Source organism: Pinirhizobacter sp. (genome assembly GCF_036499745.1).
GTDB lineage: Bacteria > Pseudomonadota > Gammaproteobacteria > Xanthomonadales > Rhodanobacteraceae > Pinirhizobacter.
This window is the reverse complement of the sequence record NZ_DASYDG010000053.1, coordinates 1-20,982: the sequence shown is the minus strand read 5'-3', so window position 1 is coordinate 20,982 and position 20,982 is coordinate 1. Positions and strand designations below refer to the sequence as shown.

Annotated in this window: 23 protein-coding genes; 7 read left to right on the top strand and 16 right to left on the bottom strand. The window is 63.3% G+C overall.

The window, feature by feature from the left end; all coding sequences use genetic code 11:
- The 7 genes from VGM61_RS17730 to VGM61_RS17700 all read right to left on the bottom strand — a co-directional run.
- Window positions 1–203, bottom strand: a 203-nt coding sequence (locus VGM61_RS17730; protein ID WP_331524223.1) for a hypothetical protein, incomplete at its 3' end; no start/stop codon positions are given.
- 82 nt (window positions 204–285) lie between these two features.
- Window positions 286–816 carry a DUF4199 domain-containing protein gene (locus VGM61_RS17725; RefSeq protein ID WP_331524222.1) on the bottom strand — a complete coding sequence of 177 codons (531 nt, stop codon included), beginning with the start codon at window positions 814–816 and terminating at the stop codon, window positions 286–288.
- A gap of 109 nt (window positions 817–925) precedes the next feature.
- Window positions 926–1,351, bottom strand: a complete 426-nt coding sequence (locus tag VGM61_RS17720; protein ID WP_331524221.1) for a response regulator transcription factor — start codon at window positions 1,349–1,351, stop codon at window positions 926–928.
- Between the two features lie 50 nt (window positions 1,352–1,401).
- On the bottom strand, window positions 1,402–1,560 hold the full coding sequence (locus VGM61_RS17715) for a hypothetical protein (protein ID WP_331524220.1): 159 nt from the start codon (window positions 1,558–1,560) through the stop codon (window positions 1,402–1,404).
- Window positions 1,561–1,628: 68 nt separating this feature from the next.
- Window positions 1,629–1,928 (bottom strand): type II toxin-antitoxin system RelE/ParE family toxin, encoded by a 300-nt coding sequence (locus VGM61_RS17710; RefSeq protein ID WP_331524219.1) that lies wholly within the window; start codon window positions 1,926–1,928, stop codon window positions 1,629–1,631.
- Entirely contained in the window at window positions 1,925–2,188 is a 264-nt protein-coding gene (locus VGM61_RS17705) for a type II toxin-antitoxin system ParD family antitoxin (protein WP_331524218.1), read from the bottom strand. The genes VGM61_RS17710 and VGM61_RS17705 overlap by 4 nt, the downstream gene beginning before the upstream one ends.
- Before the next feature lie 167 nt (window positions 2,189–2,355).
- On the bottom strand, window positions 2,356–4,320 hold the full coding sequence (locus VGM61_RS17700; RefSeq protein WP_331524217.1) for a S53 family serine peptidase: 1,965 nt from the start codon (window positions 4,318–4,320) through the stop codon (window positions 2,356–2,358).
- Between the two features lie 802 nt (window positions 4,321–5,122).
- On the opposite strand from VGM61_RS17700, the gene VGM61_RS17695 reads away from it, so the two are divergent.
- Window positions 5,123–6,208 carry a hypothetical protein gene (locus VGM61_RS17695; protein ID WP_331524215.1) on the top strand — a complete coding sequence of 362 codons (1,086 nt, stop codon included), beginning with the start codon at window positions 5,123–5,125 and terminating at the stop codon, window positions 6,206–6,208.
- A gap of 34 nt (window positions 6,209–6,242) precedes the next feature.
- Here VGM61_RS17695 and msrB read toward each other — a convergent pair whose 3' ends face one another.
- Window positions 6,243–6,650 (bottom strand): peptide-methionine (R)-S-oxide reductase MsrB, encoded by a 408-nt coding sequence (msrB, locus tag VGM61_RS17690; protein WP_331524214.1) that lies wholly within the window; start codon window positions 6,648–6,650, stop codon window positions 6,243–6,245.
- 58 nt (window positions 6,651–6,708) lie between these two features.
- Window positions 6,709–7,173, bottom strand: a complete 465-nt coding sequence (locus VGM61_RS17685; protein ID WP_331524213.1) for a hypothetical protein — start codon at window positions 7,171–7,173, stop codon at window positions 6,709–6,711.
- A gap of 162 nt (window positions 7,174–7,335) precedes the next feature.
- Between VGM61_RS17685 and VGM61_RS17680 the strand changes: the two genes are divergently transcribed.
- The 4 genes from VGM61_RS17680 (at window position 7,336) to VGM61_RS17665 (ending at window position 13,220) form a co-directional block, all read left to right on the top strand.
- Window positions 7,336–10,380 (top strand): TonB-dependent receptor, encoded by a 3,045-nt coding sequence (locus VGM61_RS17680; RefSeq protein ID WP_331524212.1) that lies wholly within the window; start codon window positions 7,336–7,338, stop codon window positions 10,378–10,380.
- Between the two features lie 43 nt (window positions 10,381–10,423).
- The gene (locus VGM61_RS17675; protein WP_331524211.1) at window positions 10,424–11,887 is read left to right on the top strand and encodes a PLP-dependent aminotransferase family protein; all 1,464 of its coding nucleotides are present in this window, start codon (window positions 10,424–10,426) and stop codon (window positions 11,885–11,887) included.
- A 79-nt stretch (window positions 11,888–11,966) separates the two neighbouring features.
- Window positions 11,967–12,713: a molybdate ABC transporter substrate-binding protein gene (gene modA / locus VGM61_RS17670; protein WP_331524210.1), complete on the top strand. Its 747-nt coding sequence runs from the start codon at window positions 11,967–11,969 to the stop codon at window positions 12,711–12,713.
- 60 nt (window positions 12,714–12,773) lie between these two features.
- Window positions 12,774–13,220, top strand: a complete 447-nt coding sequence (locus VGM61_RS17665) for a nuclear transport factor 2 family protein (protein WP_331524208.1) — start codon at window positions 12,774–12,776, stop codon at window positions 13,218–13,220.
- Here the strand turns inward: VGM61_RS17665 and VGM61_RS17660 are convergent.
- Complete coding sequence (locus VGM61_RS17660) at window positions 13,217–13,891, bottom strand: ATP-binding cassette domain-containing protein (RefSeq protein WP_331524206.1); 675 nt, start codon at window positions 13,889–13,891, stop codon at window positions 13,217–13,219. The two genes, VGM61_RS17665 and VGM61_RS17660, sit on opposite strands and share 4 nt — an antisense overlap.
- On the bottom strand, window positions 13,888–14,550 hold the full coding sequence (modB, locus tag VGM61_RS17655) for a molybdate ABC transporter permease subunit (protein WP_331524225.1): 663 nt from the start codon (window positions 14,548–14,550) through the stop codon (window positions 13,888–13,890). Before modB ends, VGM61_RS17660 begins: the two co-directional genes overlap by 4 nt.
- A 56-nt stretch (window positions 14,551–14,606) precedes the next feature.
- Between modB and VGM61_RS17650 the strand changes: the two genes are divergently transcribed.
- Window positions 14,607–15,122, top strand: a complete 516-nt coding sequence (locus VGM61_RS17650) for a molybdopterin-dependent oxidoreductase (RefSeq protein WP_331524205.1) — start codon at window positions 14,607–14,609, stop codon at window positions 15,120–15,122.
- 48 nt (window positions 15,123–15,170) lie between these two features.
- On the opposite strand, the gene VGM61_RS17645 is transcribed toward VGM61_RS17650, so the two are convergent.
- From VGM61_RS17645 to VGM61_RS17635, 3 genes are read right to left on the bottom strand one after another with little or no spacing between them, the layout of a single operon-like run.
- The gene (locus VGM61_RS17645; protein WP_331524204.1) at window positions 15,171–15,938 is read right to left on the bottom strand and encodes an isoprenylcysteine carboxylmethyltransferase family protein; all 768 of its coding nucleotides are present in this window, start codon (window positions 15,936–15,938) and stop codon (window positions 15,171–15,173) included.
- 44 nt (window positions 15,939–15,982) lie between these two features.
- A complete protein-coding gene (locus VGM61_RS17640; RefSeq protein WP_331524203.1) occupies window positions 15,983–17,386 on the bottom strand; it encodes an ATP-binding protein in 1,404 nt (467 codons plus the stop codon).
- Entirely contained in the window at window positions 17,386–18,051 is a 666-nt protein-coding gene (locus VGM61_RS17635) for a response regulator (RefSeq protein WP_331524224.1), read from the bottom strand. Before VGM61_RS17635 ends, VGM61_RS17640 begins: the two co-directional genes overlap by 1 nt.
- A gap of 142 nt (window positions 18,052–18,193) precedes the next feature.
- Between VGM61_RS17635 and VGM61_RS17630 the strand changes: the two genes are divergently transcribed.
- Window positions 18,194–19,312: a glycosyltransferase family 9 protein gene (locus tag VGM61_RS17630; protein ID WP_331524202.1), complete on the top strand. Its 1,119-nt coding sequence runs from the start codon at window positions 18,194–18,196 to the stop codon at window positions 19,310–19,312.
- Window positions 19,313–19,321: 9 nt separating this feature from the next.
- Here the strand turns inward: VGM61_RS17630 and VGM61_RS17625 are convergent, their stop codons facing one another.
- Together VGM61_RS17625 and VGM61_RS17620 are read right to left on the bottom strand one after the other, a co-directional pair.
- Complete coding sequence (locus VGM61_RS17625; RefSeq protein WP_331524201.1) at window positions 19,322–20,116, bottom strand: hypothetical protein; 795 nt, start codon at window positions 20,114–20,116, stop codon at window positions 19,322–19,324.
- Between the two features lie 477 nt (window positions 20,117–20,593).
- Window positions 20,594–20,982 (bottom strand): discoidin domain-containing protein (locus VGM61_RS17620; protein ID WP_331524200.1); only part of this gene is annotated, 389 nt, incomplete at its 5' end.

The following is a 20,982-nucleotide window of genomic DNA, read 5'->3' as shown; positions in this document are numbered from 1 at the left end:
ACCAGGAAACCCGGCAGGAAATTGAAGCTCGACAGGATCGAGACGGCGATGGCGAAGACCACGCCCCAGGCGATGAAATGACGGAAGACAAAGGAAAAGGCGGACATGGCGTTCTTGAACCCCGTGGCGATGGCGTAGCCAGCTTCCCTGCCCCCATCGCGGCCACGCAAGGACATTGCGACGAACGAAGGGCTGGGCGGCACCAGCGCACTCCCCTGGGACTAAATCTCCCCTGGTGCTTTGTACGTGAATGTCAGCCTTCAAGCCTAGCAGGGCATGCGGCCTCTAACGCGCCGGCATGAACCGGGTGTTTCGAAGCAGCCCCGCCGAAACCAGCGAGACAATAACCCCCACGGGGAATATCTCGGCAAACGTCATCGGCCAGCGATAGAAGGGGTTGGCGTATTGGACCTTGAACTGCTCCATCTCGGCCTTGAACTGCGCCAGTGCCGCGCCGGAGACACCCCTCGCCTCCTGCTGGGCGACCATGGCCCGGGCGTAGCTGGCGGCGAAATCGACGTGGGCGATAGCGCAGGACACTTCCCAGGCGAACACGTACACCACCCCCGCGACGAAGCTGATACCAAGGCCCAGCCCCAGCGCGGGCCAGAACCTGATCACCCCGCCCAGGTCAACGTCGCGTCGGCGCTTGATGGCAAGGAACACCGCGCTCAGGGCGATCAGCATCATCAGATAACCGACCAGCATGCCGTAGTGCATCATCGCCTGGCCGCTCATGCTGAGCGTCAGGACGGACAGCGGCACACCCACGACGATGCCTGCGATCAGGCCGTAGATCAGGATATATCGAAGCATTTACAGATTCCCCATGGGTCAGGTCGAGCGCTCATCGAACCTGACACGACAGCACAAATCCATCGCCCAAATGGGTGATTGGCGGGAAATCCCCCCTTTCCACGACAGATCAACCAATGAGCCCCAGTTCACGCGCCCGGTTGACGGCGTCGGTTCGGCGCACCGCACCCAGTTTCTCGTAAAGGCGCGCAAGGTGGGTCTTGACCGTGTTGGGGGAAACCTCCAGCCGGCGGGCGATCTCCTTGTTGGAGCGGCCGGCAGCCAATTCCTTCAGCACGATGAGTTCACGTGGGCTGATACCGAGGGAAGCGACGGCCTGGGGGTTGCCGTCGAACGGCGCCGCCCTGGGGGCGGCCACCAGCCGCGCGCCAAGGAAGATGCCGAGCGCCAGGAAGGCGGCGGCGACAAGCGCAAGATAGATTTCGCCCGGTCGCGACCGCGCCAGGCTGTAGTAATCGAGCCATTGAAGCGCGAGCGCCCCAGCCGCCAGGGCCGCGCCGTAAGCCGCGACCGATTTCCATATGCCCCGCTTCATGGCGGGAGATTAGCGCACCGATGGTTCCATGCCGAACCCGCTTTGCCGGGTTAGTGCTTGCCGCCCTTCGATCCGGGGCTCGATCCGATATCGCCCGGTTGTCCCGTCTTTGGCTTGTTCGGTTCGGGCACCGGTTTGCCTTCGGTCCGCGCCTTCTTCTCGATATCCTGGCCGGGCACGGCCGGCGGCCGATTTTTTTCGTTCGCCATGGCGATGTCTTCCGTCGGTGGATGCGTGGCTCGACGCTAGGACGATCACCGTGCACGCATGGTGACTTCTACGCGAACAGGATGGCCGCGTAGTTGCGCGCGCCGTGGATGACGTGGAGCACGTCAATGCGAGCTGATTGCTCGACCACACGATAGAAGATCTGATAACTGCCATAGACGCGATGCCGCACGCCCATGTGCTCGTAGCGAGATACAAGCGGGAAGGCGAGTGGCATATCGGCAAGACCGTTGCACATTTGGCGCAAGTCCTGCACAAAAGTGAGTGCGCGGCGAGGATTGTCTCGGGCGATGTAGTCACCGATAGCCTCGAGATCCGCCTCGGCGTCGGGCAGTATGCGAACAATCACTCTTTGTCGTTCACCATCGCCGAATACTTCCTTTCGAGCCGGTCAAACACCTGGTCAGAAGACTTGCCGCGACCTGCTTCAGAATCAGCAACCCCACGCGCGACAACGGCATCGAGCGCATCGAGCTGCGCCTCGCGCTCCTGGATCAGCCGCACCCCTTCGCGCAGCACTTCGCTTTTCGAACCATATCGGCCGGACGTAACCAGGGTGGTCACGTATGCCTCAAGCCGCTGGCCGAGATCGCCGCTGATCATGCCCATGTCCTCTCGCGAATCATGGCCTGATACTGCCCTTGTTATTAACTATTATCAAGTCAGTCGCCCTCGCCATCCGCCCGATATAGTCGGCTTTGACCAGCTATCCGACTGATCAACAAAGAAAAAGCCCGGCGCCGCTGAAGCGGCGCCGGGCTTTCAACGCGGCGTCATCAACGGAAGATGTTGAACAGGCCGCTACGCAGGTAGATGTCGAAATTGGCCACGTTCAGCGTGCCGATGCCAGCACCTGGCTCGTAGCCGTTCTTGCCGGCATAGAACCAGTTGTCACCCGACTTGATGTCGTTGAACGGGGTCAGGGCGCCACTGCCGAACACCAGGTGCATCGCGTACACCTGCGGGTTCCACAGGCCGATGCGATGGCCGGTGCTCTGCCGAAGCAGTGCGCTGATGCCATTCAACTGCGGGGCCACGAAGCTGGTGCCGCCGTTGCCTTCCGACACGCCGCCGTCCGTGGTGGAAACCAGGATGTAGCCGGTTTCCGGATCAGCGTTGAGCGAGATGTCGGGCAGGTTGCGGCCAGCGAACTTGGCGGGCAGCTTCAAGTACGTGAACGGGCCGTCCACGTCGTTATAGATGAGCGCCTGGTTCTTCTCACTCGTCTTCACACCCGGGGTCAACAGCTGGTACCACGGCGCGTGCCAGTACACGCTGACGCCGCCGCCAGCGCCCACCGAGAACACGTCGATGTTCTCATTGAAATTCTTCTTGAAATAAGTCTGGATGTAATCCCAGCCCCAGACGCTCTCATCCTTGATCTTCGCGGTCGGGCCCGGGGTGACACCATCAGGACCGAGGAATGCATACTTGAACGGACGGGTAGTGCCGCCAGCACCTGTGATGTACGGATCCGACGCCGGCGAATCCACGCTCAGCGGAGCGCTGAAATCACCGATGCCCGTACCGGTACCCAGGCCGCGCACGGTGTCGTACGCACCCGAATCGCCGGTGGCCGCGAATACCGACTGCCCTTGCGCCGCCGCTTCCATGAAGATCTGGTGGAAGAGCTGCAAGTCGCCGACGTCCGTGGTGTCGGTGTCGCTCGCGCCATCGATGTTCAGCGCGGCGAAGTTGAACATTTCAGGCGAGCCCCAACTGGTGGAGATGCTCTCGGCCTTATTGTCCACCACCGCCTGGATGAAGGCATCGGTGAAGCCGCTGCCGGCATTCGGCGCGTCGTATACGATGATGTTGGCATCGGGTGCGAGTCCACCGGACTGCTCCACGTCCAGCGCCGTTTCGCCGCTGCCGCCGTCGAACACGCCGCCACCATCCACCAGCACGTGGGTGATGCGGTTCTTCTTCGTCTTAAGGCCAATGCCGTCCCAGTAAGCCTGGGCATCGGCGGGGAAGAAGTTAGACAGCGTCACGATGGCAACCGTGCTGCCCTTGCCGGTAATGCCGCGGTTATAGAGCGGGTTGATGTTGTAGAAATTGGCAACGTCACCGACGGTGAACTCGCCTTCCACACCAGACGCCGTGGGGTTGCCCGAAGCAGGTTTGGCTGGCGACGCGGACTTGGCAGCGAGCGTCTTGGCACTGAAGCTCGGCAGTGCCGGCGCGGCTCCCACCGCCCTGACGCGATGCGAAACGTACTTCTGCTGGTTGGAAAGGCCGGTGGTTGCGATCACCAGGTTTGCCACGGCCGCCGGCAGCTTCACCGCGCTGGCGGGTTTGCGGAAGCGCTGGCCTGTTTCCACCGACGTGTAGTCGTGGAAGCTGGTGCCGAAGGTCGCGCTCAACTGCGACAGGTTGCCGGTGGCGCGGATGGCCATGCGGTTGCCGAGCACTTCGGTTTGCAAACCATTCTTCTTCAGGAACGATTGCACGGTGGCAAGATCCGCGTCACTGGCGCCGTACTGGCGGGCGAAATCCGCGGTGGAGAGGAATTTCTGGAAATTCTTGTTGCCGGGTGAAACGGTATCGCGGATATATCGCTCGAGTGCGTCCTGGTTGCGCAAGCGCAGGGCGACGGTAACCGAGCCCATCTGGTTGGTGTCGGATTTGCCATTGTCCACGGCGGGCAAGGCATCGGCGGCAAGCGTCGCGCCGGCAAAGCCGGCCAGGCCGAATGTGAGGGACGCTGCCAACAGCGTGCGGCGGAGATAGGTGCTCATCGGTACTTTCCTTGAAGGCATTGAAAGCTGACCCGAAGACCGCCCCGCCCGCTCGATGAACACCGCACAAGGAATCAAACCGTACAAGCGCCGCTTATAAGGGGTCAGAGTCATAGTGCGCACGCCCGTTATCAGGCGCTTGAGCAGGCACTGCGGCTGAAAACCCCTTGTACGACCTATGTATCTGACCCCTTATAACGAGCCCACTTGCAGGCAGCGACGCCCCGGCCAGGCCGTATAGCGTTGCATTACCAAACCCTGGAACCTCCCGGCGACACCCCGCGGCCCCTACCCCCGGCGAAGCGTCGACTTTTTGACGCTAGCGCGTTTTACGTTGAATGTGGATAGGCAACTTCACACATTTTCGGCGCTCACGCGGAAATCAATGACTTACGTTGAGAAATAGATCTTTCGGTGGAGGGTGGGTGGCGGTGCCGCGGGTTGTCGGCACGACGCATGGGGTCTTGTCAGACTCCAGGGCGGGCGCGCTTCCCGCATTGACGTGTGGTTGGCCAACCGCAAGGATGGTGCACGGGGAAAGGAGGGGGTCATGGCCACGGCACCAGGCAGCGGATGTGGGCGGTGGGGGTGGCGGCATGTTGCCGTTGCGGCGGTGTTGTTTCATGTTCTGGTGTGTGACGCCATGGCCGGCCGGGCTACGGTTACCCGGGTGGACATCACATCGGAAGCATCGGGGCCAGGACGCGAAGAGCCCTATCAGGCTGCGGTTGTCGTGCTACAGCGGTCGGAAGGGGGATTTCGTCGAACCGGAACGCTGCAGACAGGCGCTGAAAAGGTTGTCATGACATCGGACATCGTTCCGGAGGCCGCGGTCGAGCATCTTGCCGACCTGCTTGATCAACCTGCGCAGACAGACCTTTCCCTCGAGCAACTCGGAGCGAACGTGCCGCGCGAGGTGCTGGTGTCAAAACTGGCAACCATCAGGCGAGGCAAGCTTAGCGATGACGAACTCACCTACCTCGACACCATGCTTCGCACACCTGGCACGCTTACGCGAGGTTTACGACTGTCGTTCCAGCAACTTCATCAGGACCTGGCTCCGCGTATACAGGTGAGGGTGAGTTTGTCCGATGGCCGCACGCTCGCTACATCCAGCCGCTCACACCAGCCTCTGATGCTGCCCTGGGCGGTATCGCGGGGTGCGTCATGGAACACGGACATCCCTGCTTCCGTGCGCGCACTTCTTCCAGCCCGTGATCCGAACATTGATCTTCTCGACGTGCCGGATCTGAAGAAAGAAGGCGCGAACATCCTTGCCGCGAGCCTTGCCGGCGCACTGGCCATGCATGAAACAGAGCAGTCCATGCCAGGCCTGGTGCAGGCTTTACGCGCACGATTCGACCTTTACGAGGTGAATCCAGACCCGCGTCGTGGCGATCCAGTCAGTGACTCGCAGCCTGTCGCCGCCACGGTCCGCCTTCTGGGAGGCCCGGCCAATTTGTGGGCCAAACTCACGCTGCGCGCGAAAGATGGCCATCTGGTGGACGAGCCCAAGGTCGACACGTTCAGGGACCAGATGACGCTGGCCGCGACCTCGCCTGTCATCCGCACGCTGGCTGACGAAGACAAGGGCGATATCTTCATCATGGAACTCCCCCAGCCCTCGTCCGCGGAATTATCCGAAGAGTTCCGCCACGTCCCCGGACTTACATCGCTGGCAAGCTGGAAGGACATCGCCCAGGGCGCTATGGCACTCCAGTTCTATACCGACCGATTGTGGCTGGTTCTTCCCGACCACCGCACCGTGTCCTTCCCGAACCCGGATTTCGCCCCTCCGATCACCGCTGCCGACTTGCAGGTATTCGCGGCGGACGGTCAACCCATGCACTCATCCGCACCGACACCGTCCGCACCCCACCCACACTAGGGGTCAGAGCAGCGCCGACAACCCCGCGACAGCGCTAGTTCGGCTTGAAGTCCAGCGCCACGCCATTGATGCAATAACGCAGGCCCGTCGGAGGCGGCCCATCGGGAAACACGTGCCCAAGATGACTGCCGCACCGACTGCAGTTCACTTCCACGCGGATCATGCCGTGGCTGGTATCCCGGATCTCCTCCACCGCGCCAGGGGCGGGGGTGTCGAAGCTCGGCCAGCCGGTGCCGCTCTCGAATTTCTTGCCTGAGGCAAACAACACCTGGTCGCAACCGACGCAGGCGAAGCTGCCTTCGCGCTCTTCGTGCAGCAAGGCGCAGCTGCCCGGGCGCTCGGTGCCGTGGCCGCGCATCACCGCATACTGTTCAGGGGTGAGCAGGCGGCGCCATTCTTCGTCCGTGCGGGTAACCGGATAGGTCTTCTGTGCAGTAGCCATGCCGTTGCTCCTTGGGGGCCGATGGGAACCCCCTAAGTAATAGCGCAGGGCAGGTTATTCAACCGCGAAGACGCCCCAGCATCCAATGCGCCACGGCGGCGATGGGCAGGCCGAACAGGAACAGGTGGAAGGAAATGCTCATCGCCATGCGCCAGGGCACGTGGGTGGTCCCGAAGGGCGCCGCCGAAAGCGGCAGGACGATCCAGTTCATCACCACGTACGCCACCAGCCCATAAACAATGCCCCACAGCGCGAAGTGCCGCGACAGCGTGGCCGAACGCGATACCACCGCCACCCAGGCTGCGGCGAAGGCCAGCGAAATCACCCAGTGCAATATCATGCCGAATACGGCACTACGCATGCCGCCATCAAATGCTGCACGGCCCTCGATGCCGCTGGCAATCGACTGGAACACCTCGATCGGCGTTACGCCGAATGATTGCTGGATGGGAAGCGCCGGCACGATCTCGACGATCGCGGCCACGGTGCCGGCGGCGAGCGTCGCCAGGAGCCATCGGTTCATCGCACCCTCCCCGGTTGCATGGATTGCAAATTAACAGGCCAATTCCATCGACCACAAGCCAATTGGCCCGCTCCGGCCGCAGGAAATTGGTCGTTTACTGGCAAGGGCTTGCGAAGGATGTTCCACCTTGACGGCGTCTTGCCGACCTGGGGAAACGTGAACATGTCCTTACACAACCGCCGCCACGCGCTGGCGCTGGGCCTCGCCCTTGCACTGGCCACACCGCATGCCTTCGCCCAATCCAATGCTTCGGGCACCATCTTCGGCCAGGTGCCTGCGCAAGCGGGTACCTCCATTCGCATCGCCAATGTCGACACCGGCCTTAGCCGCGACATCACCGCTGACAGTTCCGGTCGCTACCGTGCCGCGTCGCTTCCCGTGGGCCGCTATACGGTAACCCTACTGCAAGGCGGCGCGAGCGTTGCGTCGCGGGACAACGTCAACGTGACCATCGGCTCGGGCAGCGAAGTGTCGTTCGGTGGCGTTGAAGGTGCCGCCGGTGCCAAGACCCTTGAAGGCGTGCAAGTGGTGGCCAACGCCCTTCCGGCGATCGACGTGTCGACCACCGACTCGCGCACCGTACTCACCTCCGAGCAGTTGCAGAAAATTCCCGTGGCGAGGGATGTCACCTCCACCGCCCTCCTGGCACCGGGCGTGGTATCGGGTGATTCGCGCTATGGCAATACAATCAGCTTCGGCGGCTCGGCCGCGTCGGAGAACGCGTACTACATCAACGGTTTTCCGGTGACCAATCCGCTTACCTCAATCGGCCTGACACAACTTCCCTACGACGCCATCGACCAGCAGCAAGTGCTGACCGGCGGTTATGGCGCCGAATTCGGCCGCTCCACCGGTGGCGTGATCAACATCATCACCAAGCGCGGCGGCAATACCTGGAAGGCTGGCGTGGCGGCTTACTGGTCGCCCGAGGCGCTGGAAGCATCGCCGCGCAATATCTACGTGCCGCACAATGGCACGCCGCTCGACGGCACGCTCAACCGCTACCAGAACGACAACAAGGACAATTCGTTCGAATATGGCGCGTACATCAGCGGCCCGCTGGTGGAAGACCGCCTGTTCGTCTACGCCACGGCCGAGATGATCCGCACGCACGATGTGAACGTGCAGCCCCTCGGCGTGGCCGGTGGCTATCGGGAGAGTGAATTCCGTACCCCGCGATGGTTGGCCAAGATCGACTGGAACATCACCGACAACCATATCCTTGAACTCACCGGTTTTTCCGACAAGACCAGCGAACAGCGCGATGCCTATGCCTTCAACTACACCACGCTCACGCATTCGGATGTCCGGGCCAGCCGCACCAACCTGAAGAACGATCCCACGGTGGGCCCGAACGGCCAGAACGGCGCGGACACGCACATAGCGAAATACACCGGCTACATCACCGACAACCTTACCGTCACCGCGTTGCTGGGCAAGCAGACCAGCCAGCACGTGAACCTGATCGCCGGCTCCGATCCAACCTGCCCGTCGATCGTGGACATCCGTCCGGTATCACCTGACCAGGTGATCAAGAGTTCGTGCCAGGCCGGAAGCGTCGCGGTGAGCGATGCGTTTACCCGCGACAGCACCCTGGCCCGGCGTTTCGACGTGGAATGGCGCCTGGGTAGCCACGACCTGCGCGCGGGCATCGACAACCAGGTGCTGCGCTCCGACACCGGCGCGGAGGTCCCTGGTGGTTATGCGTGGGTGTACCAGCATTCCGATGATCCGAACTCGCCGATCCTTCCCGCGCTCGGCGTGAACGATGCACCGGGTGGCAATGGCGACTACGTGGTGAAGAACTACGCCACCACGCTTGCCAACGTGACCGTGAAGCAACAGGCGCAGTACGTGGAGGACCGCTGGCAGATCGGCGACCGCTACCTGCTTTCCATCGGCCTGCGCAACGAGCAGTTCAGCAACTACAACAGCGACGGCATCGCTTATGTAAAACAACGTCACCAGCTGGCCCCGCGACTGGGCGCCACCTGGGACGTGTATGGCGACTCCACGTTCAAGGTATACGCCAACGCCGGCCGCTACCACATTGCCCTTCCCAACAATGTGGCTGTGCGCGGTGCGTCGGGCTCCCTTATTACGCAGGAGTACTTCGCCTACACCGGGGTCGACCCGGTGACCGGGGTGCCTACCGGCCTAACTCCCCTGGGCCCGGGCCCGGTATCGGCAAACAACGAGTTCGGCCAGGCACCCGACCCGCATATCGTTGCCAAGAAAGGCATCAGTTCCCACTACCAGGATGAATATATCCTCGGCTTCGACAAGCAACTGGCGCAGGACTGGAACTTCGGGGCGAAGGCCACCTATCGCAACCTGCGCAGCGCCATCGACGACTTCTGCGACCCGCGTCCCTTCGCCAACTGGGCGGTGCGCAACGGCTACGACCCTTCCAACACCGACAACTTCACTTGCGCGCTGTTCAACCCCGGACAGGGTGGCGAATTCTTCTACGACGTGGACGGCAACGGCACGCTCGAGGACATCAAGCTCAATGCCAAGGACATGGGCTACCCCAAACTCAAGCGCAAATACCTGGCACTGGACACCTACCTGGAACACCCCTTCGACGGCCGCTGGTATGGGCGCATCGATTACACGCTATCGCACAGCTTCGGCAACGACGAAGGGCAGCTGCTTTCCGACCTCGGCCAGGTGGATGTATCCCAGGTGCAGACATGGGACTTCCCGGAACTGATGATCGGCAGCAATGGTCCGCTACCCAACGACCGCCGCCACCAGATCAAGGCATTCGGGTATGTCCAGGTAACGCCTGAATGGCTGTTTGGCGCCAACCTGTTCGTCGCCTCTGGCAGGCCGAAGAACTGCCTTGGCATCAATCCCGATCGCGATGACATCGCAGCAGGTTACGGATCGTCGTTCTTCTACTGCAACCTCGCCCGTACCAATCCACCGGAGTACCAGTCCACGCCACGCGGATCACGCGGACGGCTGCCATGGACCTGGCGCCTTGACTTGAGCTCCACCTGGCGGCCGGCGTTCGCCGAGCACAAGCTGGCCTTCCGTGCCGATGTCTTCAATGTGTTCAACCATCAGGTGGTGCAGAACATCAACGAGCAGTTCAATACCGGCGCCACCACCTCGTTCGCCCCGGCCTATGGGCAGGCCATCAGCTATGAGGAACCGCGTTCGTTCCGTTTTTCCATGATGTACGACTTCTCGCTTTAGAAAGCACATTGACCCCCTACCCCATAATGAAGGACAGTCCGTCGTGAACGGGCCACCCTGGGGAAGGGGATTGTTCCTGGAGCTTGACGGCCGCGGGCCGCGACATGCGCAGTTGACGCGCGCGCTGAAGGAGGCGATCCGCAATGGTCGCCTCCCGGCGCATACGCGCCTGCCGCCGACGCGCGAGCTGGCATTAAGCCTTGGCCTGTCGCGCAGCACCGCACTGGCGGCCTACGAACAGCTACAGGCGGAAGGCTTCCTGGAAAGCCGCCAGGGTTCGGGGAGTTTCGTGGCACCGCAACAGATGGCACCGGTTCCATCCAAGGTACCGCCAGCACGAGAGGTTGCGCCGCCGTCGCGTTATGTGACGCGCCTGCGCGAAGGCATCGACCGCGCCGTGGGCCGACGGCACTATGGCCTGCGCTACAACCTGCAGTATGCCGAGCCCCTGGTGCAGCCGGGCCTGGCCGAACGCTGGAGCAAGGAAATCGCCCATGCGGCAGCCTACACGGACACGGACTATCCGCGCACGCAGGGCCTGCCGGCGCTTCGCGAAGGCATCTGCGATTACCTTGCGCGGCGGCGTGGCGTGGTGGCCAGTCCCGACGACGTGATCATCGTCAACGGCGCCCAGCAGGCATATTCCCTGAGCGCGCGCGTACTGCTGGACGAAGGCGACCGAGTGGCGCTGGAAGACCCGCACTATTTTTCCTCGTACCAGATCATGCGCGTGCATGGCGCGGAGATCGTTGGCGTGCGCACCGACGAAGACGGCATGGTGTGCGACGAACTTCCCGCCGAGCCTGCTCGGCTGGTGTGCGTCACGCCATCGCACCAGTTCCCCGGTGCCAGCCTGATGTCGTTGCCGCGCCGCCTGCAGTTGATTGCCTATGCCGAGAAGCATGGCAGCTGGATCGTCGAAGACGACTACGACGGCGAGCTGCGCTTCGACGGCCATCCGCTGGCCGCGCTGCGCGCGCTGGATGCAGCCTCGCGGGTGATCTACGTGGGCACCTTCTCCAAGGTGCTGTTTCCCTCGCTGCGCCTTGGTTACATGGTGGTGCCGCCGGCCCTGCGCGACGATTTCCTCGCCGCCAAATGGCTGAGCGACATGGCCAGCCCCGCGATTGAGCAGGCAGCGCTGGCGGCGCTGATCGCCGACGGCAGCTTCGAGCGGTTCCTTCGCACGGGAATAAAAGACCTCAAGCTCCGCCGTGACACCCTGCTCGATGGCCTGCGTACGCACGTGGGCGACCGCCTGGAGCTCTACGACCCGCCGGCGGGCATGCACATCGTGGGTTGGTTCCGCGGGCTCGACGAAGCCCAGGCCACGCGCCTGGTCGACCATGCCGCCTCCCGCGGGCTGGGCCTGCACCCGATGGCGCCGTTCTACCTTGATCCGCCATCGCGGCCAGGCCTGTTGATCGGCTACGCGGGCATGTCGTGCGCGGAGATCCGCGAAGCCACGCGCCTGTTCGGAAGCTGCCTGCGCGAACTGGGCTTGTGAAGACACGATGCCCGGCCAATACACAAGCTCATCGCGCTTTGCGCTATACAGGCTTTTCCTGGCTAACGTGACTCCTCCCATGAACCTGCGCCGACTTATCCTGCCCGCCCTGCTGATATTTTCCCTGCAGGCCAACGCCAGCGACATCGTGGTGTCCGCCGCCGCGTCGCTTACCAATGTCTTCGGCACCGTGGCCAAGGCTTATGAAAGCAAGCATCCCGGTACGCATGTGGTGCTGAATTTCGCGGCCTCCGACGTATTGATGCAGCAGATCGCCAACGGCGCGCCGGCCGATGTATTCGCCTCGGCCGACGAAACCGCCATGGACAAGGCGGAAAAACAGGGCGTCGTGCAGAAAGGCACACGCCGCGACTTCGCCGCCAACGAACTGGTGCTGATCGTTCCCGCCGCCGGGAAATTCACGCCGGCGTCGCTCAATGACCTCACCTCGAAGGACGTGGGCAAGGTAGCCGTCGCCGATCCGGCCTCGGTGCCGGCGGGCCGCTATACCAAGTCCGCACTGGAAGCAGCCAGGCTCTGGGAACCGGTCTCGGCCAAGGCGGTGCTGGCGCAGAACGTGCGCCAGGCGCTTGATTACGTAGCGCGCGATGAGGTGGACGCCGGTTTCGTCTTCGCCACCGATGCCACGATCGCCGCCGGCAAGGTGCGCGTGGCGATGCGCGTGCCCACGCCGACCCCGATCACCTATCCGCTGGCCGTGGTCGCGCACTCAAAGCAGCCGGCCGAAGCGAAGGCCTTTACCGATTTCGTACTTTCGCCGGAAGGCCAGGGCCTGTTGGCCAAGGCGGGCTTCCATCATCCATAGCGCGCCCTCCGCCTAGCGACGCGCCGCCATACCGGTGTACATCCGGGCAAAAGGACATCGATGATGATGGCTTCCCGCTTTACCGCCAGCATTGGCTCCGTATTGCTGCTCGTGGCTGGCCTGGCCCAGGCCAGCCATCCGAAACTTCCACCGGACCTGGCCAGGGCCGCGGCCGATTATGACCAGGCCCAGATCCATTCCAACCGCGCGGGATTGGAAAAGGCACTCGCCGACGATTGGATCCTGGCCAATACCGCCGGCAAGACGCAGACCAAGCAACAGTTCATTGCAGAATCGGTGGCGCCGGGCTCAAGCGTGGAGCCATTCACTGTGCAGGATGAAACGATTCGCGTGTGGGGCGACGGTGCGACGCTTGCCGGCCTGGTCGACTATAAAGGCAAGAGCGAAGGCAAGCCGTTCCAGGCACGCATCCGCTTTGTCGATGTCTGGCGCAAGAAGGATGGCCGCTGGCAGGTGGTGTACACACAGGCCGCGCGGGTTCCTTAAACCGCCCCGTGGTGGATGCGGCCGTCACGGATTTCCAGCACCTCGTCACCCAGTGCATCGGCGTCGGCAGGATCGTGCGTGATCACGATCATCGGCAGGTCCAAAGTCGCCTGCAGTTCGGAGAGTTCCTGGCGTAACCGGCCACGCAGGGCCGGATCGACCGCCGAGAACGGTTCGTCCAGCAACAAGATGTCCGGGCCCGCGGCCAGGGCCCGGGCGAGCGCGGTGCGCTGGCGCTGGCCGCCCGAGAGCTGCGAGGGATAGCTGCGCACCACAGCTTCCAGTTCGAACACCTTGATCCAGCGCGCCGATGCGTCGTCCATGCCGCCACGCGAAGGATTGCGCAGGCCCGCCTCGCGACCGAAGCGGATGTTCTGCGCCACCGTCAGGTGCGGGAACAATGCGTAGTCCTGGAACAGGTAACCGCAGCGTCTGTCCCGGGCAGGAATATCAATGCCCTGCTCCGATTCAAACAAGGTTCGTCCGTTCACCACGATGCGCCCGTGGTCGGGTCGCAACAAGCCGGCCACCGAACGCAGGGTGAGCGTTTTACCTGCACCGGAAGGGCCGTAGATCACCAGGCGGCGTTTGTCCGTGGCAAAAGCGACATCCAGTTCGAAACGTCGATGCTCGCTGGTGGCGACGTGGCGGATGGCGACCTGGATGCTCATGGCCGGCGCCTGCCTGGCGCGAGCCTTCCGGCGATCAGCAACACCACCACGCAGGTGATCGAGGCCACCACCACCAGGGTGTTCGCACCGGCATCATCGCCGGCCTGCACCGCAGCGTAGATCGCCGTGGAAAGGGTTTGCGTGCGACCGGGCATATTGCCCGCGATCATCAGCGTGGCGCCAAATTCCCCAAGGGCGCGTGCGAAGGCCAGCAGTGCGCCGGCGGTGATCCCCCGCGACGCCAGGGGCAGCGCCACGCGGAAGAATATCGCCGGCCCCCGCAGGCCAAGCACCCGCGCCGCGGCCTCGTACTCGGCGTCGACGTTTTCGAAGGCCGCCTGCGCGGCCTTCTGGATCATCGGGAAGGCCACCAGGGTGGAGGCGATCACGGCGCCTTGCCAGGTGAAAACCGGACTGATGCCCCAGTGATCGAGCCAGGCACCCACGGTGCCGCGGCGGCCCAACAGCACCAGCAGGTAATAACCGAGCACCGTAGGTGGCAGTACAAGCGGCAGGGTCAGCAACGAATCGACCAGATCGCGCCAGCCCGATCGCCACCGCGACAAGCCATAAGCCACTGCCACACCCAGCACCAGGTTGATGGCGGTGGCCCACAGGGCGACCTTCAACGACAGCAGCAGGGGTTGCAGGATGTCCAGGGTGCGTGGGTCCGTTTATAGTCAGCCGGCCCATGATCGCAAAAAAGGGGAAGCCAATGCGCCGCCTGTTCGCCTTGAGCCTGTTCGCCTGCATCGCGCTGGCGTCGCACGCCGCCGATGCACCTTCCCTTCGCCTCATCGGCATCGGCAAACCTGCGATCACCCTCGATGTCGCTGCCCTGGCCGCCATGCCGCGAACGACGGTGCAGGCCGGTGCGCATGGCGCGGCATCCACCGCGTGGGACGGTGTGTCGATGCTCGAACTGCTCCACCGCGCCGATGCCCCGCTCGACCAGGCCCTGCGAGGACGCGCCCTGGCAGCATTCGTTCGCGTTACCGCCAGCGATGGCTACCAGGTGGTCTTCAGCCTGAGCGAACTCGATGCCGCCTTCGGTGCGACGAAGGTGATCCTGGCCGATCATCATGAAGGCAAGCCGCTGGATGCGAAGGACGGCCCTTTCCGTTTGATCGTGCCAGGCGACAGCCGGCCGGCGCGATGGGAGCACGGCGTGATATCGATCGAAGTGGTCGACGGCGGCACGACCACCCGCGCACCGGCGAAGCCGCGCTAAGCGATCCTTGCATCAAACCTGCTGACGCGGTGGTGCGTTCGATTGTGCTCAACGCCCCCGCACATGCAGCCAGCGCGTGCGTCGCTTGATCGTCCGCAACACCACGAACGACACCGCGGCCAGGCCCAATGCCCATAGCCAGATGCCGTCGTCGTCAAGCCAGGCCGACCACGACTGCTGCTCGATGAGAAGATCCCGCGCGGCTTCCAGGACAAAAAAGGCCAGCGCCACGCCCAATACGCCGTTGTATTCCCGGCGAAGGATGGTCCGGCCGCTAAGCGGAAGATTGGGCCTTCGCCAACGGGAAAAGTCTGGGACGAAGGCCGGCGTTTTCGACGCCCAGTTGACATAGGCCTGGCCGTAGAGATCGGCCAGGAAGCGTTCCTCGGCAGCCACGATGCGCTCAATGGCCAGCGCATACAGGGCAATCACCAGCAAGGTGAACCAAAGGGAGCCGGTGGCAATGCAAAGGCCGGCCACCACCACGCCATTGGCCAGGTAGAGCGGGTGCCGAACCAGGGAATAGGCAGAATCGGTGTTCAGTGCCGCCGCGCGCTGCTCGCGCGTGTTCCGGCCTGAAGTATCCATCGGCACGTAGCCCACGGTGAGCCACCGCATGGCCAACCCCAGGATAGACACCATCATGCCCAGCACGGTGACGTCATCGGTCATCGCATCGCCCAATACATTCCCGGGCGTGCCTGGCCACAGCAAGGCGGCGCCCAGGCACGGCAGAAGGACCAGGCCCATTCCACCACGATGGCGAAATAGCCATTCACCCTGTGCTTCGATCGATTCGGTCATGCGGCGCGGCATGGTCACCTCGTTGGTAACGGCATGCCTACTTTGGTCCGGCTGGCTTAAAGCCGGCTTTCACGCCCCGATGGAACGTTCTTCCACCGGTAGGGAATTTCCACCCGTACGCGCAGGCCACGGCCGAAAGAGGAATCAAGAAGCTCGATGTCCGCGCCGTGCAGATCCGCCGCGCGTTTGACGATCGAAAGACCCAACCCATAACCATCGCTAGCGCCGGCAAGCTCGCGATGAAAGCGCGTGAAGACAGCCGCACGCCGTTCCGGCGGAATACCCGGCCCGTCGTCGCTCACTTCAATCGAGGCCCACGAGGGCGATGCCGAGATGCGAATGTCCACCTGGCCATCGTCGGCGACGTGCCGCAGGGAATTTTCCACAAGGTTGCGTACCAGTGCCTTGAGGGCGGCGTCGTGGCCCTGCACCACCACGCGTTGATCAGACGAAGACACACCCAGCTGCACGTGGCTGCCATCAATGGCGTGGGAGAGTTCCTCGATGGTTTCCTTCACGCACGCCACCAGGTCGACGTCCGCTGCGGCGCTGCCGGCGGCGCCAGCCTCCAGGCGGGCGAGCGATAACAGCTGCCCGATGCGGCGCGCCAGCTGTTGGCCGCCCTTGCGCGCGGCGTTGATCCGTTTTGTGCGCACCTCGTCATCCACCGTGGCCAGGGCGTTGTCCAGGTGCACCAGTGTTGCCGCAAGCGGCGTGCGCAGTTCATGGGCGACGTCGGCGCTGAAGCGCCGCTCGCGCTCGAGGGAGTCCTCCAGGCGGTCAAGCTGGCCATTGATGGCAGCGAGCACCGGTACCAGCTCGGCCGGCGGATCGACCACCTCCACTCGCACGCGGTTGCCAGGCTCGCGCCCAGCCAGTGACGTAGCCAGCTGGTCGAGTGGCCGCAGCCCACGGGCTACTGCCCAGGTGATCAGCAACGCCAGCACCGGCAAGCCGAACAGCAGCGGAAGCGCATGTTCGATCATCAGGCCACGCATGATCTCGTTACGGCTGTCGTGGCGCTCGGCCACGCGGATGGTGGGGCCGCCGCCGGCGCTGCGAAGAGTGAATACGCGCCAGTCGTGGCTATCGAAGCGGACATCGCCGAACCCCACGGAGGTGGGCGACGGTGCGGACAACAGGTGCAGGTTGCTTGTATACATCCAAAGATGGCCTTTGGCGTCGTACACCTGGAAGCCCACCTCGGTTTCGAAACGATGCCCTTCCACGTCGATCTGCGTGGGTTTGCCGACAGCTGTCGCCGGCGTGGCAAACCCGGTATCGCCGCGGCCCTCCACCAGTACCTGTAATGTGCGCGCCGATTGCGCCAGCCGGCCATCGGACAGTTCGTTCACTTCGTCCAGCGTGTGCATGAAGCTGGCCAGGCCCAGCACCATAAGCACGGCGGCGACGACCGCCAGGTTCAACCAGCGCAGGCGGCCTCGGATGCTGGACACCATCAGTCGGCATCCCGCGGCACCATGTAGCCCACGCCACGCACCGTGCGGATGGTGTGCGGCCCAAGTTTTCGCCTGAGCCCGTGCACGTGTACCTCGATGGCATTGCTCTCCACGCCGCGCTCGAGCCCGTACAGCGATTGCTCCAGGCTTTCGCGGCGGACAATGCGGCCGGCGCGCTCCATCAGCACGCGCAACAGGGCGAATTCCCGGGGGGTAAGGGCGAGTTTCTCGCCGTGGTGTTCCACCTGGTAGCTGGCCAGGTCCAGTGCCAGCGAGCCGACCTCGATCCGGTTGGCAGCAAGGCCATGCGCACGCCGGGTGACCGAGCGGATGCGCGCGGCCAGTTCCTCGACGTGGAAGGGTTTGACCAGGTAATCATCCGCACCGGCGTCCAGGCCAGCTACACGCGCCTCCAGTGTGTCCCGTGCGGTCATGATCAACACGGGTGTACCGATGTTGGCCCGGCGCGCCTCGGCCAACAACTCCAGGCCATCATGGCCCGGCAGGCCAAGGTCAAGCAGGACCAGGTCGGTCCCGGTGTCGCGCAAGGCTTGCCGTGCCGTGCGGCCATCCCGCACCCATGTCACCGCGTGGGACATGGCTTCGAGCGACTGCGCAATGGCTGAACCCAGCGACAGGTCATCCTCGACCAGGGTGACGTGCAAGTGGGCGATCCTCGGTGGCATGACACAGCGATGTCATTCTCCGCCGGTTTGCTTAGGCGCAACTTAAAACGGTCATGGGGCTTTAATGATGATCTAAGGCAACCTTCCTAGGCTTAGGTCCATTCCCTGGCCAGGCACTCCCATGCCCGCTTCCGACCGGTCCCCGTCCAACCCGCAGACCCCTGCCATGGCGGCAGGCGCCGAACCTTTCCATGGGCATCTGCATGGAAGGCGCAGGCGTCTGGTTCGACGTGTGCTGGACCGGTTGCTGGGCCGGGTGGCCAGTGTCGGTCTGAAGGGCCTGCCGGTCACCGGCATCCACCGCGTGCTGGTGCTCCGGCCAAACCACCGGCTGGGCAACATGTTGCTGGTCGCCCCTCTGCTGGCCGAACTCGAACGCCTGTACCCCGGCGCGGAAGTGGATATCGTCGGCGCAGGGCAGGCCGCGGCGACGGTGTTCGCCGGATACCCCACCGTGCGTGCGATCGAGAACCTGCATCAACGCATCGTGCGGCATCTGCCGGCGACGTTCGCGCTGTTGAACCGGCTGCGCAAGAACACCTACGACCTGGCCATCGATGCCGGCGGGGGTTCGCAGTCGGGCCGGCTGCTGCTTGCCCTGTCGCGTGCCCGCTACAAGCTCGACTGCGCCGAATCGTCCACGCCCGACCCCAGCCGTCCGCGCCACCTGGCACAACGGCCGGTGCATGCTTTGAGACGCGCCTATGCGGGCGATGCTACCGGCGCGTGGCCGGTGATGGACCTTCGCCTGGACGATCACGAACGCATGCGCGGTCGCCACCTTCTGTTGAAGGTGCTCGGCGCGCCAGCACCAGGACCCGTCACCCTGGTAGTGGCGATCTTTGCCAACGCTACGGGGCCAAAGCGCCAGGGAACGGAGTGGTGGAACACTTTCATCGGCGCGCTCGAGCTTCCTGGCCGGGATACCCGCATCGTGGAGATCGTGGCCGCCCATGCGGTGTCGCAACTGCAATCGCGCCACGCCACGTTCTATTCCCGGGACCTGCGCAAGATGGCTGCCGTGATCGCCGCGGCCGATGTATTCATCAGCGCCGACTGCGGTGTGATGCACCTGGCCGTAGCCAGCGGCGTGCGTACCTTTGGATTGTTCTCGGTCACTGATGCAGGAAAGTACGCACCCTATGGCAACGGCAGCGCGGCGATCGACAACCGTAGCGGCGATCCGCTGGCGGCGGCGCGATTCATCCGGGCCAACCTGATGGGACTGTTGAACGCTTGAATACGGATTCTAAGCCGTCGGTGCAGCGCTGGCCGGCTTTTGTGGAAGTAACCAGATCCCCAGTGCCATGAAGGCCATCAAGACAGCCGAGGCGGTAAAACGGCTGAAGTCCAGGCCGCCATGGTCCAGGGGCTTGTCGAGGAAATCACCCACCACCGCGCCCAACGGGCGGGTCACGATGAATGCGACCCAAAAAAGCACCGTGCGTGGGACAGCCGTCCAGAAGTACGCCGCGGCAACCACCAGGAGAATGCCGCCGAAGATTATCGCGCTGGCAAGGTAACCCAGTCCCTGGGTATCGGCCGTCCAGTCGCCCAGGGCGGTTCCCAGTGTCTGCGACAGCATCACGGTGACCCAGTAGAACCCTTCGGCGCGTGCGGAAACGACGGTTCGCACCGACACCGAGCCCATCACTGCGCGCCAGGTAATCAGCGACACCAGCAACAACGCCAGCAGCAGCGAAGCACCACCGGGGTAACCCAGGCCAAGCGAGCGGTCGGCGAAGTCCGCGAGCGTCGTCCCCACCGTGGTGGTGGCGACGATGGTGGCCCAATACAGCCACGGATGCAGTTTCGTCGCACGCACCTGGGCGATCACGAATGCAACGAACAGCATGGCGAAGATGCACGTCCCCACCAGGTAACCCAGGCCCAGCGACATGGATACCGCATCGCCACCGGTCTCGCCCAGGGTGGTCGCCGCGATTTTCAGGATCCAGAATCCGAAAGTTATTTCGGGGACCTTGCTGGGCCGATCGTCGATCACTGCCTGCATGTGACTCGCTTCGCGTCTTAACGGACGCATGCTAGCGATCGATGCTTACGTGAACCTTTGGATGGCGCCTGGTAACGGATCGGGCGGATGAACGCATGCGAGTTTCGAGTCCCGTCGACCCGCGGTCACCTGGGAGGGGGATGTGACCGGCGAGCTGAAGACCACTTCCGTGCGGTCCCATGTGTCCATCCACCCGCCTTAGGCTCGGATGAGTGGGTGCCACCCGTGGTCTGCCGTGACAGGGGTGGCGGGCGAGCCAGGGTAAGAAACCGGATAAAGACGGCCGGGCTTGCGCCCGCCTGACCGCCCGCCAAAAGACGGGGGACGAACACCGCAGAATTATCTGCGGTGCCCGCTTTACCTCAGGTTCTTACACCCGGTTACCGGTTTCCCGGCAACGCGTGCATCTTCCCTGACGGCGCACCGCAAATCCATCGGAACGGTCTCAAAGTTGAGCGCTATTTTCCATCGAAGGAAACTCAACCTGGCTATTGAAGATTTGACGTATCAACCTTCGATCGGTTCCAGATAGATGCCGAACTCACTGACTCCCGGCGATGCCTTGCGCGCGTCTATCCAAAGACGCACACGGTTTGCCCGCACTGTCGAAAAGCGGCGAAGTTCGATAGACGCGGGTTCGTCGCCAGCCACGATGTCATGCCATGCTCCGCCCGCTTCGTATTGCAGGCGATATCGCGCAATCCTCGCCGCATCCCCGTAATCTTCGACATGCCGCGGCTCGATGATCGACACCGTGTTGAATGCCGTTGGCGTGGCGAAGCGCACTTCGATCCAGCCATCGCGTTGACCCACATCCGCTTGCCAGTACGTACCAAAGTTGTCGTCGAAAGCGAGATCTGGCCCGGAGGCATCGGCGGTACTGCTGGCGAATGACG